Source organism: Nitrospirillum amazonense (assembly GCF_029594735.1).
Classification (GTDB): domain Bacteria; phylum Pseudomonadota; class Alphaproteobacteria; order Azospirillales; family Azospirillaceae; genus Nitrospirillum; species Nitrospirillum amazonense.
Window position 1 is genome coordinate 1,636,684 of sequence record NZ_JARPAF010000002.1, and the last position, 15,720, is coordinate 1,652,403.

14 protein-coding genes are annotated in these 15,720 nt (G+C 67.2%); 8 read left to right on the forward strand and 6 right to left on the reverse strand.

Features of this window, described 5'->3' with window-relative positions; genetic code table 11:
• Nucleotides 1-135 precede the first annotated feature (135 nt).
• From P5F91_RS13525 to P5F91_RS13535, 3 genes are all read left to right on the forward strand, one after another.
• Nucleotides 136-528 carry a DUF1801 domain-containing protein gene (locus tag P5F91_RS13525; RefSeq protein ID WP_277907399.1) on the forward strand — a complete coding sequence of 131 codons (393 nt, stop codon included), beginning with the start codon at nt 136-138 and terminating at the stop codon, nt 526-528.
• Nucleotides 529-698: 170 nt separating this feature from the next.
• The gene (locus P5F91_RS13530; protein ID WP_277907400.1) at nt 699-965 is read left to right on the forward strand and encodes a ribbon-helix-helix domain-containing protein; all 267 of its coding nucleotides are present in this window, start codon (nt 699-701) and stop codon (nt 963-965) included.
• Entirely contained in the window at nt 962-1,306 is a 345-nt protein-coding gene (locus tag P5F91_RS13535) for a type II toxin-antitoxin system RelE/ParE family toxin (protein ID WP_145609445.1), read from the forward strand. The genes P5F91_RS13530 and P5F91_RS13535 overlap by 4 nt, the downstream gene beginning before the upstream one ends.
• A 144-nt stretch (nt 1,307-1,450) precedes the next feature.
• Here P5F91_RS13535 and P5F91_RS13540 read toward each other — a convergent pair whose 3' ends face one another.
• Both P5F91_RS13540 and P5F91_RS13545 read right to left on the reverse strand, forming a co-directional pair.
• On the reverse strand, nt 1,451-1,792 hold the full coding sequence (locus tag P5F91_RS13540) for a hypothetical protein (protein WP_277907401.1): 342 nt from the start codon (nt 1,790-1,792) through the stop codon (nt 1,451-1,453).
• Nucleotides 1,793-1,824: 32 nt separating this feature from the next.
• A complete protein-coding gene (locus P5F91_RS13545; RefSeq protein ID WP_246134260.1) occupies nt 1,825-4,029 on the reverse strand; it encodes a putative bifunctional diguanylate cyclase/phosphodiesterase in 2,205 nt (734 codons plus the stop codon).
• 222 nt (nt 4,030-4,251) lie between these two features.
• On the opposite strand from P5F91_RS13545, the gene recO reads away from it, so the two are divergent.
• Nucleotides 4,252-5,037, forward strand: a complete 786-nt coding sequence (gene recO / locus P5F91_RS13550) for a DNA repair protein RecO (RefSeq protein ID WP_277907402.1) — start codon at nt 4,252-4,254, stop codon at nt 5,035-5,037.
• Between the two features lie 62 nt (nt 5,038-5,099).
• Nucleotides 5,100-7,349: a DNA topoisomerase IV subunit A gene (parC, locus tag P5F91_RS13555; RefSeq protein ID WP_145609441.1), complete on the forward strand. Its 2,250-nt coding sequence runs from the start codon at nt 5,100-5,102 to the stop codon at nt 7,347-7,349.
• A gap of 80 nt (nt 7,350-7,429) precedes the next feature.
• Here the strand turns inward: parC and P5F91_RS13560 are convergent, their stop codons facing one another.
• The gene (locus P5F91_RS13560) at nt 7,430-9,844 is read right to left on the reverse strand and encodes a glycoside hydrolase family 9 protein (RefSeq protein WP_277907403.1); all 2,415 of its coding nucleotides are present in this window, start codon (nt 9,842-9,844) and stop codon (nt 7,430-7,432) included.
• Nucleotides 9,845-10,276: 432 nt separating this feature from the next.
• On the opposite strand from P5F91_RS13560, the gene P5F91_RS13565 reads away from it, so the two are divergent.
• On the forward strand, nt 10,277-10,870 hold the full coding sequence (locus tag P5F91_RS13565) for a CPBP family intramembrane glutamic endopeptidase (protein WP_145609439.1): 594 nt from the start codon (nt 10,277-10,279) through the stop codon (nt 10,868-10,870).
• Here P5F91_RS13565 and P5F91_RS13570 read toward each other — a convergent pair.
• The 3 genes from P5F91_RS13570 to P5F91_RS13580 all read right to left on the reverse strand — a co-directional run bounded on the left by P5F91_RS13570 (nt 10,867) and on the right by P5F91_RS13580 (nt 13,625).
• The gene (locus P5F91_RS13570) at nt 10,867-11,328 is read right to left on the reverse strand and encodes a hypothetical protein (RefSeq protein WP_145609438.1); all 462 of its coding nucleotides are present in this window, start codon (nt 11,326-11,328) and stop codon (nt 10,867-10,869) included. The genes P5F91_RS13565 and P5F91_RS13570 overlap by 4 nt on opposite strands.
• A 220-nt stretch (nt 11,329-11,548) precedes the next feature.
• Entirely contained in the window at nt 11,549-12,283 is a 735-nt protein-coding gene (locus tag P5F91_RS13575) for an arginyltransferase (RefSeq protein ID WP_145609437.1), read from the reverse strand.
• A 181-nt stretch (nt 12,284-12,464) separates the two neighbouring features.
• Nucleotides 12,465-13,625, reverse strand: a complete 1,161-nt coding sequence (locus tag P5F91_RS13580) for a flagellar motor protein MotB (RefSeq protein ID WP_277907404.1) — start codon at nt 13,623-13,625, stop codon at nt 12,465-12,467.
• A 189-nt stretch (nt 13,626-13,814) separates the two neighbouring features.
• Here P5F91_RS13580 and P5F91_RS13585 point away from each other — a divergent pair, with 189 nt between their 5' ends.
• Both P5F91_RS13585 and P5F91_RS13590 read left to right on the forward strand, forming a co-directional pair.
• Nucleotides 13,815-14,675 carry an alpha/beta fold hydrolase gene (locus tag P5F91_RS13585; RefSeq protein ID WP_145609436.1) on the forward strand — a complete coding sequence of 287 codons (861 nt, stop codon included), beginning with the start codon at nt 13,815-13,817 and terminating at the stop codon, nt 14,673-14,675.
• A 1-nt stretch (nt 14,676) separates the two neighbouring features.
• The gene (locus P5F91_RS13590; protein WP_277907405.1) at nt 14,677-15,711 is read left to right on the forward strand and encodes a YheT family hydrolase; all 1,035 of its coding nucleotides are present in this window, start codon (nt 14,677-14,679) and stop codon (nt 15,709-15,711) included.
• Nucleotides 15,712-15,720 lie beyond the last annotated feature (9 nt).

A 15,720-nucleotide genomic window follows, 5' to 3' on the forward strand; every position in this document is an offset into this window, starting at 1 on the left:
GTGTCCATCCCCATCTCCATTGTTTATTGACGTTAACAGTTATGAATAAACATGGTTGTCGATGCAATGGGGGTGAAAGCGGGGCCGCCGGCGTGCCCGCCTCGACATTTCCAGCCGGCCTGCCAAACTGCGCCCATGGACGCTCTCTTCCTCCTGCCGGGCGCCGTGCGGCGCGATCCCGAGGTCGACGCCTGGTTCGCCCAAGGTGATCCCCTGCGCCTGATGATCCAGCCGTGGTTCGAGGCGCTGCGCGGCTGCGGTGACGATGTGCGGGAACTGATCCACGACCGCCAACCCACGGCATGCGTGGGTGACGCGGCCTTCGCCTACGTCGGCGCCTACACCGCGCATGCCAGCGTGGGCTTCTTCCATGGCGCCGACCTGGACGATCCCGCCAGCCTGTTGCAGGGCACCGGCAAGCGCATGCGCCATGTGAAGCTGCGCTGGGGCCAAAGGCACGACACCGCGGCGCTCACGGCGCTGATCGCCGCCGCCTACCAGGACATGCGGCGACGCCTTCAGAAATAGCGCCGCCCGGCTGGTCCCAAACAGTGCGCCTGGGCGTCGGCTGCTGCACGATGCGCGAACAAAGGAAAGGGACAGGAGCCCGGATTGCGATTCGATCGGGCGCCAAAATTTGACAAATTTTGGCCATATCGTACCATGGCGCTGTTGGATCTGGAAGGAGCGGCCTTGAGATGAGCACCCTGAACGTTTCCATGCCAGAGGCAATGCGAGCGTATGTCGAAAAACAGGCGGCAGAGGGCCAGTACAGCGCCAGCGAATACATCAGACATTTAATCCGCGAAGACCAAAAGCGCCAGGCAGAACAGGCCCGTAAGCTATTGGGTGACTACCTGGTCTTGAGTGCACAGCAGTTGGATGAAGATGATCTCTCGGACGCATCTGTCGAAAGCCTGCTTGCAGAAGGCCGTGCTCGCCGGGAAGGCCAGTCTTCCCGATGACGAAGCAGAGCTATGTCCTTTCCCATGAAGCGGGATTGGATCTAGTCGAAATCGAGGACTACACCGCCCGGGAATGGGGCGATGCCCAGGCGGAATCTTATATTCGAGCGCTATTCCTGGCGTTTGAAAAATTGGCGCGCAACCCACAACTGGGGCGCCGCCGTGCCGATGTTCCCGGGCCATTTCTGGTCTACAACGTTGGCAGGCATTTGATCGTCTATCGCTTCCAAGAGGTGCGTGACCGTCTGGAAATTCTCAACATTCTACACCCGTCAATGGATATTGCTGCACGGATGAAGCAGGCACTAAACCGACGGAAGCAGCGTTTGACCAAGCAATAAGCACTACCGCCGCGCAAGCTGATCCAAGCTCACCGCGCCTTGGGCGGCAGCCCCCGGAGCGCCGACAGTCCTTCCAGCACTTGACGGCTGCGGCTTCAAAAGCGGGGGTGTCCGCCGGAATAGGGTGATTGACGCAACAATGTGTTAGCTGAAGTCCCACTTAAGTTTGTGGGCATCTACGACATCAGCGCCCATGTGGCGGATGAATATGTCGCGAAGCGCATCTTTATGCGGCTGCCATTTCGACACATCTTCCAACAGGTCTATACCCTCGGCCAAAAATAGCCAGTCGACGAATTGATCGGCTGTCACCGGGCCACTTTCCGGAATGAACATGCTGACATGACGCGGTTGATCGTCAACTACGCTTCCGCACCATCCACGACCGACGCAGACCTCATGTATGAGGGCGTTAAACCCCGGCTTTTGAGGCTCCTGCTCCTCATCGGGGGAAGGCGCTATTTCAAAATAGACTTTCATGCTCACCTTTGGCGGTTCCGCATTGTCACCTTGGGCGCTCACCGCCCCTTGGGTGGCAGCCCCCGGAGCGCAGACAAGCCCTCCAGCACTTCACGGCTGCGGCGGCGCGCGTCCATCAGGTCTTCCACGGCCTCCTTGGGCAGGGGCGGGGCGAAGTGGAAGCCTTGGCCGAACTGGCAGTGCAGGCCGCGCAGGAAGTCGGCCTCGGCCTCCTTCTCGATGCCCTCGGCGATGACCTCCAGGTCCAGGGCCTGGGCCAGCAGGGTGATGATGCGGGCGATGGCGCTGCGGCGGTCGCTTTCGCCGGCGGCGCGCACGAAGCTGCGGTCGATCTTCAGGGTGCCGATGGGATAGCGGTGCAGGTAGCTGAGCGAGGAGAAGCCGGTGCCGAAGTCGTCCAGCGACAGCTTCACGTCCTTGCGCTTCAAGGCCTCCATGATGCCCAGGCAGCGGCCGGGGTCGTCCAGCAGCAGGCTTTCGGTGATCTCCAGCTTCAGCGTGCCGGGGGTGATGCGGTGGGTGTCCAGCGTCTCCGTCACCGCCGCCACCAGGTCGTCCTCCATGAGCTGGCGGCCGGAGACGTTGACGCTCATGAACAGGTCGGGGCTGAAGCGGCCCTGCCACTCCGCCAACTGGCGCGTGGCCTCCACCAGGGCCCAGCGGCCCATCTTCAGGATCAGGCCCGTTTCCTCCGCCAGGTGGACGAAGTCGCTGGGCGGGATCATGCCGCGCTCGGGATGGAACCAGCGCATCAGCGCCTCGAACCCCGCCACCGAGCCGTCCGCCAGGCGCACGATGGGCTGGTAGAACAGGCGGAACTGCCGGCCCTCGATGGCGTGGCGCAGATCCGATTCCAGGCGGAGGCGGGTCAGCGCGCGCTCGCGCAGCGCGTCGTCGAACATCTCCACCCGGTTGCGGCCGCTGGTCTTGGCGCGGAACATGGCCAGACCCGCGTCGCGCAGCATGTCGCCGGCTGACGCGTAGCCGGAGCCGGACAGGGCGATGCCGGCGGTGACGTTCATCACCACCTCCTGCCCGTTGGACAGGGTCAGGGGCTCGGCCACCGCTGACGCCAGGCGCTCGGCCGCGTCCACCGCCGCCTTCACGTCCAGCACGCCGTCCATCAGCACGCCGTACTCGTCAGCGGACAGGCGGGCCACGGTGTCGCCGCTGCGGCGGGCGCCGTCCAGCCGCTGGCCGACGGCGCACAGCACCTCATCCCCCACCAGGGGGCCCAGGCTGTCGTTCACCGTCTTAAAGTGATCGATGTCGAAGATCATCACGGCGAACTGCGCCTCTTCCGGCCGTCGCCGGCGGCCCAGCGCCTGGCCGATGCGGTCGAGCAGCAGCATGCGGTTGGGCAGGCGGGTCAGACCGTCGTGGAAGGCGTCGAACAGCAACTGCTGTTCCGCCCGCTTGCGCGCCGTGATGTCGGTCATGGAGCCCGCCATGCGGATGGCCTCGCCCTCCTCATCGCGGATGGCCACGCCGCGGATCAGCACCCACAGCTCCGCCCCGCCGGCGTGGCGGGTGCGCACCTCTTCCTCCAGGTGCGCGCTGCCGCCGGCCAGGTGGGTGTCCACCGCCGCGCGCAGGCGGGGGCGGTCCTCGCCGTCGATCTGGGCGTACCAGTCCTCCATGGTGCTGGTGCGCGCCCCGCCGCCGATGCCCAGCATGGCCGTCCAGCGGGGGGAGCAGTAGAGCTGGTCCGAGGCCACGTGCCAGTCCCACAGCCCGTCGTTGGCGCCCTGGGCGGCCAGGGCATAACGCTCCTCGCTCAGGCGCAGCTGTTCCTCGGCGTTCTTGCGGTCGGTGATGTCGCGCTGGGCGCCGACGATGCGGATCGGCTCCCCCTCATCGTCCAGCACGACGATGCCGCGGCACATCATCCACAGCACATGGCCGTTGCGGTGGGTGATGCGGTATTCGATCTGAAAGGGCTTGCCGCCGGCGCTGGCCTGGGCGTCCAGGGTGGCCTGCAGCCAGATGAGGTCGTCCGGGTCCACCCGTTTCAGCCATTCGTCGGGCGAGGTGCCGATCTCATCCTCGGCATAGCCCAGCAGCGCCTTCCAGGTCTCACCGTAATAGACTTGGTCGGTGCGCAGGTCCCAGTCGTACAGCCCCTCATTGCTGGCCGCCGCCGCTAGGCTGTACCGCTCCAGCGTCAGGCGCTCGCCATCGCTCAAGGCCGGTGCAGCGGCGGGGGAGGGACCCTTCAAACGGGCGGGCTTGCTCACGTTCATGTCAACACCGGCGGCGTGACAAGCACCATGACCAGTCCGCGCGGTGAACCAGCCCTCATAGTCCAATGATTGCCAGTAGATGGGCTGTGCACGCGGGCGCTCGGTTCCAGGGTTATTAATGCAGGGTATACTAAAAAACTCAGCAGTGACACCGTTGGCCTAAACGACGGCACGAGAGCATTGGCATACACCGTCCGGGGCGCAATCTGCTAGAAAGCTTCCATGGAATGGACTGACGACGCCATCGTGCTTTCGGCCCGGCCGTTCGGCGACACCGCCGCGCTGGTGGTCATGCTGACGCGGGAGCATGGCCGTCACGCCGGCGTGCTGCACGGCGGGCAGTCGTCACGCTATCGCGGCGCGCTGGAACCGGGCGCGCAGCTCACCGCCCGCTGGCGGGCCCGCACCGCCGATCAGCTGGGCACCTGGACGGTGGAGCCCGTGCGCTCCGCCACCGGCCTTTACCTGGACGACCCCTTGCGCCTGGCTGCCATCGTCGCGGCCACCGCCTTGACGGACGCCATGCTGGCGGAGCGCGAGGCCCACCCCGGCCTCTATGATGCCACCCTGGCCCTGTTCGCCGCCCTGGACCTGGACATTTGGCCCGCCGTCTACGTGCGGTGGGAGGTCGGGCTGTTGGAGGAGGCGGGCTTCGGCCTGGACCTGACGCAGTGCGCCAGCACCGGCCAGCCCGTCGGCAACCCGAACGACCAGCTGGCCTACGTCAGCCCCCGCACCGGCCGCGCCGTGTCGGCCTCGGCGGGGGAGCCCTACCGGGACAAGCTGCTGCCCTTGCCGGGTTTCCTCATCGGCCTGGGCTTCCAGGGCGGCGGGGAGGAGGATGTGGCGGCCGGCCTGCGCCTGACCGGCTATTTCCTGGAACGGCATGTCTTCGCCCAGCGCCATGCCGAGGTGCCGCCAGCCCGCCAGCGCCTGGTGGAGCGTTACTTGCGCACAAATGGCCTTTCGATCCCCGGGACGGATGGGGGGGAGCCGCAGGAAACGTGACCTTTCTACGGCTGCACCATGTCTGGCAATCGGCCCACCATATCTGGTAGTGTCGCCGCACCATGACCGATGCCACCGAGATTCTCGATAAGCCCCTGGCCGATGCGCTGGGTGAGCGTTACCTGTCCTACGCCCTGTCGACCATCGTGTCGCGGTCGCTGCCTGATGTGCGCGACGGGCTGAAGCCGGTGCACCGCCGCCTGCTGTTCGCCATGAGCCAGCTGAAGCTGGAACCCACCACGCCGCCCAAGAAGTCGGCCCGCGTGGTGGGCGATGTCATCGGCAAGTTCCACCCCCACGGCGACGCCTCGGTCTATGACGCGCTGGTGCGCCTGGCCCAGGACTTCGCCGCCCGTTATCCCTTGGTCCAGGGCCAGGGCAATTTCGGCAACATCGACGGCGATAACGCCGCCGCCATGCGATACACCGAGGCCCGCCTGACCGAGGTGGCCAAGGCCCTGCTGGACGGCATCGATGAGGACGCGGTCGATTTCCGCGCCACCTACGATGGCGACGGCGAGGAGCCGGTGGTGCTGCCGTCGGCCTTCCCCAACCTGCTGGCCAACGGCTCGGCCGGCATCGCCGTGGGCATGGCCACCAGCATCCCGCCGCACAACGCCGGCGAGATCTGCGACGCCCTCAGCCTGATCATCGACCGGGAGCTGCTGGTGCCGGAAGATCGCCGCCGGCCGGTGACGGTGGATGAGCTGGTCACCCTGATGCCCGGCCCCGACTTCCCCACCGGCGGCGTGCTGGTGGAAAGCCGCGATGCCGTGCGCGAGGCCTACCGCACCGGCCGCGGCGGCTTCCGCCTGCGCGCCAAGTGGGAGAGCGAAAAGCTGGCCCAGGGCACCTGGCAGATCGTCGTCACCCAGATCCCCTACCAGGTGCAGAAGTCCCGCCTGGTGGAGAAGATCGCCGAGCTCCTCATGGAGCGTAAGCTGCCCCTGCTGGAGGATGTGCGCGACGAGTCGGCGGAGGATGTGCGGCTGGTGCTGGTGCCCAAGAGCCGCAATGTCGACCCGGCGGTGCTGATGGAACAGCTGTTCCGCAACACCGACCTGGAAGTGAGAATTCCGCTGAACATGAACGTGCTGGACGCCGACCAGGTGCCGCGCGTCATGACCCTGCATGAGGTGCTGCGCGCCTATCTGGACCACCGCAATGTGGTCCTGGTGCGGCGGTCCCGCCACCGCCTGGCCAAGATCGACCATAGGCTGGAGGTGCTGGGCGGCTATCTCATCGCCTACCTGAACCTGGATGAGGTCATCCGCATCATCCGTGAAGAGGATGAACCCAAGGCCGAGCTGATGCGCGCCTTCGGCCTGACCGACGTCCAGGCCGAAGCCATCCTGAACATGCGCCTGCGGTCCTTGCGCAAGCTGGAAGAGATGGAGATCCGCAAGGAGCACGACAGCCTGACCGCCGAGCGGTCGGAACTGCTGTCCCTGCTGGACGACGACGGCAAGCGCTGGACGGCCATCGCCGCCGAGGTCGCCGCCACCAAGAAGCGCTTCGGCCAGGCGACCGAGCTGGGCGCCCGCCGTACCAATGTGGGCGACGCCCCCACCGACGTGGTGGTGCCGGTGGAGGCCATGATCGAGCGTGAGTCGGTCACGGTCTTCCTGTCGGAGAAGGGCTGGATCCGCGCCGTGAAGGGCCACCTGCCGCCCGCCGAGACGGCGGAGGCCAAGTACAAGGAGGGCGACGCCGAGCGCTTCGTCCTGCATGCCGAGACGACGGACAAGCTGCTGGTGTTCTCCAGCACCGGCAAGTTCCACACCATCGGTGTCGACCGCCTGCCGCGCGGCCGCGGCTTTGGCGAGCCGGTGCGCCTGATGGTCGATCTGGGCGACGCCGACATCGTCACCGTGCTGCCCTACCGCCCGGGCAAGCGCCTGCTGGTGGCGTCCAGCGACGGCCGCGGCTTCCAGGTGGATGCGGACGAGGTGGTGGCGCAGACCCGTGCGGGCAAGCAGGTGCTGAACGTGGGCGACGGCGCCACGGCGCTGGCCTGCGTGCCGGTGGAGGGCGACACCATCGCCGTCATCGGCAACAACCGCAAACTGCTGGTCTTCGCGCTGGAGGAACTGCCCGTCATGGTGCGCGGCAAGGGTGTCGCCCTGCAGAAGTACAAGGACGCCAGCCTGTCCGACATCTGCGTGTTCGAAAGCGCCAAGGGCCTGTCGTGGAAGATGGGCGGGGCCGGCGATCGTACCCGGGTGGAGACCGACCTGTCACCCTGGCGCGGCGCGCGCGGCACCCAGGGCAAGCTGCCACCCAACGGCTTCCCGCGTAACAACCGGTTCTGATCCATCCGGTCAGGACCCAAGGAAAAACGCCGGAGTGGCGACCACTCCGGCGTTTTCATTTTGGGCGGGGCGATAAGGTTTTACTGCCCCTTGGTCACCATGATCCCGGCGTTGGCCGCCAGGATGTAGGAGGTGGTGGTGGCCACGGTGGATTCGTTTTCGAACCACAGGAAGGGCCAGGCCACCTTCTGCTCCGGGAAGTCCGGCTTGATGACCAGCACGCCCGGCACCATGGCGCCCGGCACGGTGGAGTAATCCGCCCGGTTGTGGGTGTAGGCGATCATCTTGGATTCCGTGCCCACGGTGGAAACCAGGGACAGGTTGGTCGCCGGGTGGCGGCCCAGCACATAGTCCAGGGCGTCCAGGGTGTACTGGGTGCCGATGATGCCGGGGAAGGCCTTGTGCAGCAGGTACATGTTGGTGCCGAAGCCGGCCACCTGGCCCGAACCGGCCCAGGTGCCCATGGCCACCGGCACGCCGAAGGGCGTCTTGGCGGCCTCGGCGTCGATGGCGGCCTTGGCCTCCGTCACCGCCTGGGTCAGCTGCGCGCGGTAGTCGGCATCCATGTAGGGCAGGGCCAACGTCGCCATGCCGCCCAGGAAGGCGAAGCGCTGCTTGATGGTGGGCAGCAGGGACTTCAGCTTGTTGGTGTACAGCGGATCGGCGCCCTTGGTGGTGATCACCAGATCCACGGTGGCGGAAAAGGCGGCCATGTCGATGAGATCCGCAGGGTTCCAGTCACCCCGTTCCGGCCGGTCCAGGCGGTCGCTGGGATCCTGCTGGTTGGCCCACATCACCTTGGCGGCGGCCAGTGCCTGGGCGGCCAGGTCGGGATCGATCTCCCCCAGCACGCGCGAGGCGGCAGCCAGGGCGCCGGCCACATGGTAATCGTCCGCCGGCACGTCGGAGGTGAAGGCCCAGCGGTCGTCGGGCACACCGGAATAGGTGCCGTTGCTCTCGTTTGGACCCAGTTTGGGATCATAGATCAGGCGGTCGGTCTGCGATCCGGCGTCGCCCAGGTGGGTGTACTGCTTCAGGGTCGGCTCGATGATGCCGACGATGGCATGGCCGAAGACCTTGTACTGCGCCAGCAGCTGCAGGGTGCCGTGGCGGATCTGCTGCAGCACGTCGGGGATGCCGTCGGGCTTGCGGATCTCCACCTGGCGCGCCGCCTCGTCGATGGTGTCCTCATCCCAGTCCATGCCGAACAGTTCCCGCGCCCGCACCAGGTCGCGCACCACCCAGGCGTTGTCGGAGGTCTGGATGTCATAGTCGCCGGCATCCTGCCACCCGCCCACGTTCAGGCCGGGAATGTGCTCCCCCGGCTTGAAGGGTGAGTCCAGGTGCGGGCCCATTTTATATCCGTCGAAATGGTGGATGTTGGGGGCGGCCTGCCGGGCGTCGTCGATGTGGGACAGGCCCTGCCACGCCCGGTACTGCTCGCGTACCGCGATGTGGTCCATCTGCTCCGCCAGATAGGTGTCCAGGGACGGCTGCCAGATATGGTCGTAGGCATCGGGGGCGATGCGGAAGGGATTGAACAGGTGCCCGGCGTAGGAGATGGCGTAGATGCCGGGCGTGCGCACCGAGGAGAAGTCGAAGGTGGCGTAGTCGTAGCGCAGCCACTTGCCCCAGGGCTTGATGGTGCCCTTCAACGCCACGGTCTGGCTGCCGTCGGCGCCGATGCGCACCAGCTGGATGTCCTTGGGCGCCTTCATGTGCGGGTCGAGTTCGACGGTCGCGACCTTGGCCCGGTCGGGCGTGTAGCCCGCCTGGTTGAAGGCGACGACGGGATCGCGCACCCAGTTCTTGATGACGTTGGGATGGACATGCCAGACGATGGCGTCCGTGGTCTTGCCCGCCGGGATCAAGGCGCGCACCACGAACCAGCCATTCTGCGCCCGGTTGCGGGCGTCGTACAGCGCCAGGGGCGACGTGTCGGACGTGATGGCCACCCGCGTCAGGGGATCCTCCGGCGCCAGCACGATGGAAGACCCGCCCGAGGCCAGCGGCAGCGGGTCGCCCGAGCCGTCCTTGGCCATGGGGCCGGCGGGATTGCGCGGGAACAGGCCCGAACTGTCCCCCAGCACATAGGTCTTGCCGAAATAGCTGGTGGGCAGGAAGTCCAGGCTGAAGGCGGCCTTGCCGACATACTCCGCCGGCAGCGGCTGATCCATGTTCACCGCCACGCGGAAGCCGGTGCCCTCCGGCGTGATGACCAGGCGGTAGCTGAAGCCCTGTTCGGGGAAGTTGCTGTACACCGTCAGCTGGTCGGGGCCGGGGCCGCGCTCACGTTTCACGAAGGCGGGGACGGGGTCCCACTGTTCCGGCGTGGGGTTCAGGCGCACGGCGCCGTCGGTGGCGATACGCTCGCCATGCAGCACGATCTGGATGCCGGCGTTCTTTTCGTCGCGGAATACCGGATGGAAGTGCATCTGGTCGACGATGACGCTGAGGCCCTGCATCTCCAGGGTCTCGTTCGGGCTGACGGTCAAGCCCGGAGAGCCGGCGATGGCCGGTGGCGTGGCGGCAAGACATGATTGGATAAGCCATGGCTGAATAGCCAAGGCGGCGGCGAACCAGACTGCCCGCATGGATGTCCCTCCCGTTAGCGTTAACATTTTTATGTTAACGGTACCATTTTGCCCACACTGTGCGGCAAAGCGGGCGCGGACACAACCCCCAAGCGCCAGGTGCCGTCGCGGCGCATACGGGCCTGGAGGAACATCCATCTGGCCCCGCGCTTCCGTCTCCGCCGGCCTCTCGCCGCCGGCTGCCTGAATCGGGGACAGCGGATGGCCGTCTTCCTGCTTTTCGTGGTGCTGGCGCTGGTTGCAGTCTGGACACCGTGGCACGCCTGCGCCTTCGCCGCCTTCAGGTCCGGTGGGGAAGGGAGCGCGCGCCGCGCTTTCTTCAGGAAATGGGTGATGACCAGCCTGCTGCTGTTCGGCGGCGGCACGCTGGGGGCGCTGGCCCTGCTGGGGCGCCTGCGCCAGCTCTGGGACCTGCCGCCGGAGTTCGACTCGCTGGCGGCCCCGGCACGGGCCATGGGGGCCACGGTGCTGGTCGCCGCCGCCACGGTGGCCGTCGCGGCCTGCGCGGTGGTCGTGGTGGCGGTCGCCTGTCGGGAGCGGGGACGGCTTCTGCCGGCTGTGTTCGGCGATGTCGAGGCCTTGCTGCCGCGCGATGGCGCGGAGGGGGCTTGGGCAGCCGTCCTGTCGCTGAACGCCGGCCTGACCGAAGAGGCGACGTTCCGCCTGCTGCTCCCCCTGCTGATCACCCTGGCGGTGGGGGATGCGCCCTTGGGCATGGCCGCCTCAGCCCTGGTGTTCGGTCTGGCGCATCTGTATCTCGGATGGCGCGGGGTCGCGGCCACGATGATGGCGGGGGTGTTCCTGTCCCTGGTCTACCTGGCGGCGGGCAATCTTCTGGTCCCCGTCGCCGTGCATGTGGCCACGGACTGGGTCGGCCTCCTGGCGCTGCCCCGGCTGGTGGGATGGCGGCGGCTTGGCCAGCCTTAACGGGCGCGAACCGTGATCGTGACGGTATCGCTGAAAAAGCCGCCATGACGCACCGTCTGGCGCGGCAGGCTCAGCAGGATGCTGCCGGTGCGCAGATCCGTCTGCGGATCCAGGCGGTTGATCACCTGCGGCTCGCTCAGCGGGCGGCCATCCACTTGGTCGTAAGAGATGGTGTAGGGGATCTTGTTGCCGCTGGCGTCGACAAGGGCGCCGCCGTTGTTGGACGACAGCACCACGGTGTAGCCGGCGGACTCGTTGCAGTGCTCACCCAGGTCACCCAGCATGACGTTGCCGCCGTCCGTCGACAGGCTGGTATCGCCGGTGGAAACGGACACGAAACAGTTGGACTCCACCACCCCCTTCACGGCGATGTTCAGCGCCATCGCCGACTTCACCGCCGGCAACGCCAGAACCAAGGCCAGGAACGCAGGGCGGATGAAACCGCTGACCGCACGCATGGAACGCAGGCACCCTTTTCTCAAGATCCTGGCGCGGCACCCCCCATGGGTACCGCTATCAAGCATATCGCAACACAGCAATATACATGCCGTTAATTCAGCGGCGATATGGCGCTGCCGACTCGCGTTTCGATGGGAGCCTCTTGCTCAATGAAAGAGGCTTTTGCATTGTGCAATGAATTTTGGAAATGTGACGGCGTGTGATGGCAAAAAACCGCTGTCAGGACGCGGGATCCAGCGGCAGCCAGCCGTCCCGGCCCAAGGCCTCCAGCGGCTGGAAGCGCCGCTTGTAGTCCATCTTGCGGCTACCCTCGATCCAGTAGCCGAGATAGACGTGGGGCAGGCCCTCACGGCGGGCTTGATCCACCAGGGTCAGGATCAGGTGGGTGCCCAGGCTGCGTTCCGGCATGTCGGGATTGTAGAAGCTGTAGACGGCCGAAAAGCCGTCATCCAGCCGGTCGGTCAGAATCGCGCCCATCAGGGTGCCGCCGCCGTCGCGCAGGGTGTACAGCCGGCTGTCGACCTGGCCTTCCTCGATCATGGCGGCATAGTCGGTCATGCCCATGCGGCTCATGTCGCTGTCGCTGTGCCGCGCGGCCTGGTAGCTGGCGAAGACCTGGAACTGTTCCGCCGTGGCGCTGGCCGGCTGAACGCCCGCCACCAGGTCGGCATTGGCGCGCATGACCTTGCGCATGGTCTTGTTGGGGCTGAAGGTGGCGACGGGGATGCGAACGGGCACGCACGCGGCGCAGCCGCTGCAGACGGGGCGATAGACGATGTCGTGGCTGCGGCGGAAACCGGCGCGGGACAGGGCGGAATTGACCCCGCTGGCCTGCTGACCCACCAGGCGGGTGAACAGCTTGCGCTCCATGCGCCCGGGCAGATAGGGGCAGGGCATGGGGCCGGAGCGGTAGAATTGCTGCAACGGCCGGGAATGGGGGGGGATGACGGACATCCGCGCCTTTCGTGAACGGTCAGGGCCCCTGGGACATCGCCCCGAGGGCAAGGGAGCGAATACTGGGCCTACTCAAGAACCATGCCGGCCAAAACGATATCCGATGTCGTGGACAGGATGAACTTTACCGGGAGATGTAAGGCCATACCAGAGGCATTCCCTTTGGGGGTAACCGTGTTCTTCAGTGTCCGCCGCCTTCCGGCCGGCTGGTGACCGAGGGGGGCGGGGGCGGCACGGGCTGGCCGGCCGGGGTGGTGGGGGCGCCTGAGGGCGTGGTGGCCGCGCCCCGTGGCGTGGCCGTTTCCGTCAGGGGATGTTCGCGCAGCACGGTGATGCTGATGCGCCGGTTGCGCGGCGACTTGGGATCCTCAGGGAAGAGCGGGTCGCGGTCGGCCAGCCCCACGACGGAGGCGATGCGGTCCTCGGCCACGCCCGCGGCGGCCAGGGCGCGTCGGCTGGCATTGGCGCGGTCCGACGACAGTTCCCAGTTGCCGTAGTTGCCGCTGCCGTTGTTGGCGAAGGGCGTGTTGTCGGTGTGGCCGGTGATGGACACCTTGTTCGGCAGCTTGGCCACCGCCTGCGCCACCAGCGACAGAAGCTGGGCCGTCTGCGTGTTCATCTTGGCGCTGCCGGACGGGAACATGGAATAGCCATCCTGGTCCACCAGGTTCAGCCGCTCCCCCTCCGGGGTGCGCTGCATGATGACGTTCTGCTGCAGGGCCTTCAGCTCCGGCACCTGCTGGATGGCCTGGCGGACCTCTTTCTCGATTTCCTTGAACTGCTGGTCCTCATGCTGGGCCAGGGCCTGCTTCAGCTCCTGCTCGTCCACCTTGCCGTCGCCGTTCTGGTCCATGTCCAGCCGGCCGTCGCCCGACTTGCTGCCGTCGCTGCGCCCGCCGTTGTTGTCGGTGGTGCCGCTGGTCTTCTCATCCTTGCCGTCCGGCTTGCCCTGGGCCTCGTCCGTGGCATCCTCCACCGACTGGAAGGCGTTGGAGGCCTGGGGACGGGAGGGCAGCGGCACCGCCACCGAGGTGGGGGAGCTGTTGTTCATGGCGGCACCGTTGACCGTGATGGTCTTGCCGCCCAGCACGCCGCCGGCGCCGCTTTCCTGCTTGGACGGGGTGGCGGGGCTGAAATAGTCGGCCAGGCCCAGCTTCTGCTCCGCCGTGGTCACGCTCAGCAGCCACAGCAGCAGGAAGAAGGCCATCATGGCGGTGACGAAGTCGGCGTACGCCACCTTCCAGGCGCCGCCGTGGTGCCCGTCGCCGCCCTTGTTCACCTTCTTGATGATGATGGGCGCCTTCTCGTCGCCCCCCGCGCTGGCCAAGCCGGTATCCCCCATGCCTTCCGTGGGCGACCAGTGTAACCGGGGGCGGGGGCGGCGCGACAGATCCTAAATGGCCCGGCCGCGATGAACGCCCCTCCACGGTCCTACCCGGAACGATCGGTCGCGGGCGGCATATGGTCATGGCGCCGCTGCTGGCCAAGGGTGGGCTTTCCCCGGGCCGGGGCCCATGGTATCGCTTTGCCCATGGCGACCATGACCGAACATACCCTTCGGGGTCTCTCCGCCCTGGGCTTCCACCGCCTGGCCTACACGCAGTGGAGTCCGGAAGGTGTGCGCCCCGGACGCACCATCGTTTGCTGCCATGGCCTGACCCGCAACGGCCGCGACTTCGACGTGCTGGCGGCGGATTTGGCGGACAGCCTGGGCGCCCGCGTCGTGTGTCCCGACGTGGTGGGCCGCGGCAAGAGCGGCACGCTGGCCAATCCCGACCTCTACGGCTACCCCCAGTATCTGGCCGACATGGCGGCCCTGATCGCGCGCCTGGATGTGGAGAGCCTGGACTGGGTCGGCACCTCCATGGGCGGCCTGATCGGCATGATCCTGGCGGCCCAGGGCGACACCCCCATCACCCGCCTGGTGGTGAACGATGTCGGCCCGCTGGTGCCCAAGGCGGCGCTGGAACGCATCGGCACCTATGTCGGCACCAGCCCTGTCTTCCGCACGGTGGAGGAAGTGCAGCGCTACCTCAGCCTGGTCTACGCCCCCTTCGGCGACCTGACGGAGGCGCAGTGGCGCCACCTGGCCGAGCACGGCTATTGGACGCGGCCCGATGGTACGTTGGGCCTGGCCTACGATACCGGCATCGCTCGCGCCTTCCAGACCCAGCCCATCACCGATGTCGATCTATGGCCGGTGTGGGGCATGATCCGCTGCCCCGTGCTGGCCATCCGTGGCCTGCAGTCCGACCTGCTGACGGCGGAGATCGCGCAGGCGATGACGGAGCGGGGACCCAAGGCCACGCTGTTCGAGGTGGCGGACGCCGGCCATGCCCCGGCGCTGATGGACCCGGCGCAACTGGCGGCCGTGCGCGACTTCCTGCGTTAAGGTGCCGTCCGCCGTTCCGCCCTTGCCCCCGGGCTATCCGCCCTTCCAGCCGCGCCTGCCGTGGCTGGGCCCCGACCTGCAGACCCTGCGCAATACCCTGCGCCGCCCCCGTCACGCCCTGCCGGTGGGCGAGGTGCTGGTCTTCCCCATGCTCGACGGCACCGGGGACAGCCTGGCCGGCACGCTGCATCGCCCGGCGGCGCCGGCCGCCGCTCGTCCATTGGTGGTGCTGATCCACGGCTTGGCGGGGTCTGAGGACAGCCCCTACATCCGCGCCGCCGCCGGGGCGGTGCTGGCGCGCGGCCATGCCGTCCTGCGCCTGAACCTGCGCGGCGCCGGTCCCTTTGTCGGCCGGACGCGCCAGCGCTATCACGCCGGCCGCACGCAGGATGCCCGCGCCGTGCTGGCGCACCTTGCCGCCACCCTGCCGGACCTGACGGCGGCGGGTGTGGTGGTGGTGGGCTATTCCCTGGCCGGCAACATGGTGCCGAAGCTGATGGGGGAGGTGGATGTGCTGCCGCCCATGGTGCGCGGCGGCGTGGCCGTGTCGGCGCCCATCGACCTGTCCGCCACCTCCCGCCGCTTCCTGAAGGCGCGCAACCGCCCCTACCACCTGTGGCTGTTGCGCCAGATGAAGGCGGAGACGCTGGCCACGCCGGCCGAGCCCGGAACTGCCGAGGCGGAGCGCCAGGCGGCGGTGCGCCGCGCCCGCACCATCTACGACTTCGACGACGGCTATGTGGCGCCGGCCAACGGCTGGCGGGACGCGGAGGAATACTATCGCGTCAACAGCGCGCTCCAGTTCCTGCCCGCCATCACGCGGCCCACCCTGGTCATCCACGCGCTGGACGATCCCTGGATCGCGCCGGAGCCCTATCTGGCCTTCGACTGGGCGGCGCACCCGGCGCTGGTGCCCTTGATCGTGACCAAAGGGGGGCATGTCGGATTTCATGCCGCGGCTGAGGGGCGGGGCGCTATTTTAGGTGGTGGATGGCTCGATCGATGCCTGGTGCGTTTTCTGGAAACGCTGGCATGATGGGCCCGC

What these genes read in the sequence shown, in the direction of transcription:
- P5F91_RS13525 (WP_277907399.1), top strand. Translation starts at nt 136, where the DNA reads ATGGACGCTCTCTTCCTCCTGCCGGGCGCCGTGCGGCGCGATCCCGAG.
- P5F91_RS13530 (WP_277907400.1), top strand. Translation starts at nt 699, where the DNA reads ATGAGCACCCTGAACGTTTCCATGCCAGAGGCAATGCGAGCGTATGTC.
- P5F91_RS13535 (WP_145609445.1), top strand. Translation starts at nt 962, where the DNA reads ATGACGAAGCAGAGCTATGTCCTTTCCCATGAAGCGGGATTGGATCTA.
- P5F91_RS13545 (WP_246134260.1), bottom strand. Translation starts at nt 4,029, where the DNA reads ATGAACGTGAGCAAGCCCGCCCGTTTGAAGGGTCCCTCCCCCGCCGCT.
- recO (WP_277907402.1), top strand. Translation starts at nt 4,252, where the DNA reads ATGGAATGGACTGACGACGCCATCGTGCTTTCGGCCCGGCCGTTCGGC.
- parC (WP_145609441.1), top strand. Translation starts at nt 5,100, where the DNA reads ATGACCGATGCCACCGAGATTCTCGATAAGCCCCTGGCCGATGCGCTG.
- P5F91_RS13565 (WP_145609439.1), top strand. Translation starts at nt 10,277, where the DNA reads ATGACCAGCCTGCTGCTGTTCGGCGGCGGCACGCTGGGGGCGCTGGCC.
- P5F91_RS13570 (WP_145609438.1), bottom strand. Translation starts at nt 11,328, where the DNA reads ATGCGTGCGGTCAGCGGTTTCATCCGCCCTGCGTTCCTGGCCTTGGTT.
- P5F91_RS13575 (WP_145609437.1), bottom strand. Translation starts at nt 12,283, where the DNA reads ATGTCCGTCATCCCCCCCCATTCCCGGCCGTTGCAGCAATTCTACCGC.
- P5F91_RS13580 (WP_277907404.1), bottom strand. Translation starts at nt 13,625, where the DNA reads ATGGGGGATACCGGCTTGGCCAGCGCGGGGGGCGACGAGAAGGCGCCC.
- P5F91_RS13585 (WP_145609436.1), top strand. Translation starts at nt 13,815, where the DNA reads ATGGCGACCATGACCGAACATACCCTTCGGGGTCTCTCCGCCCTGGGC.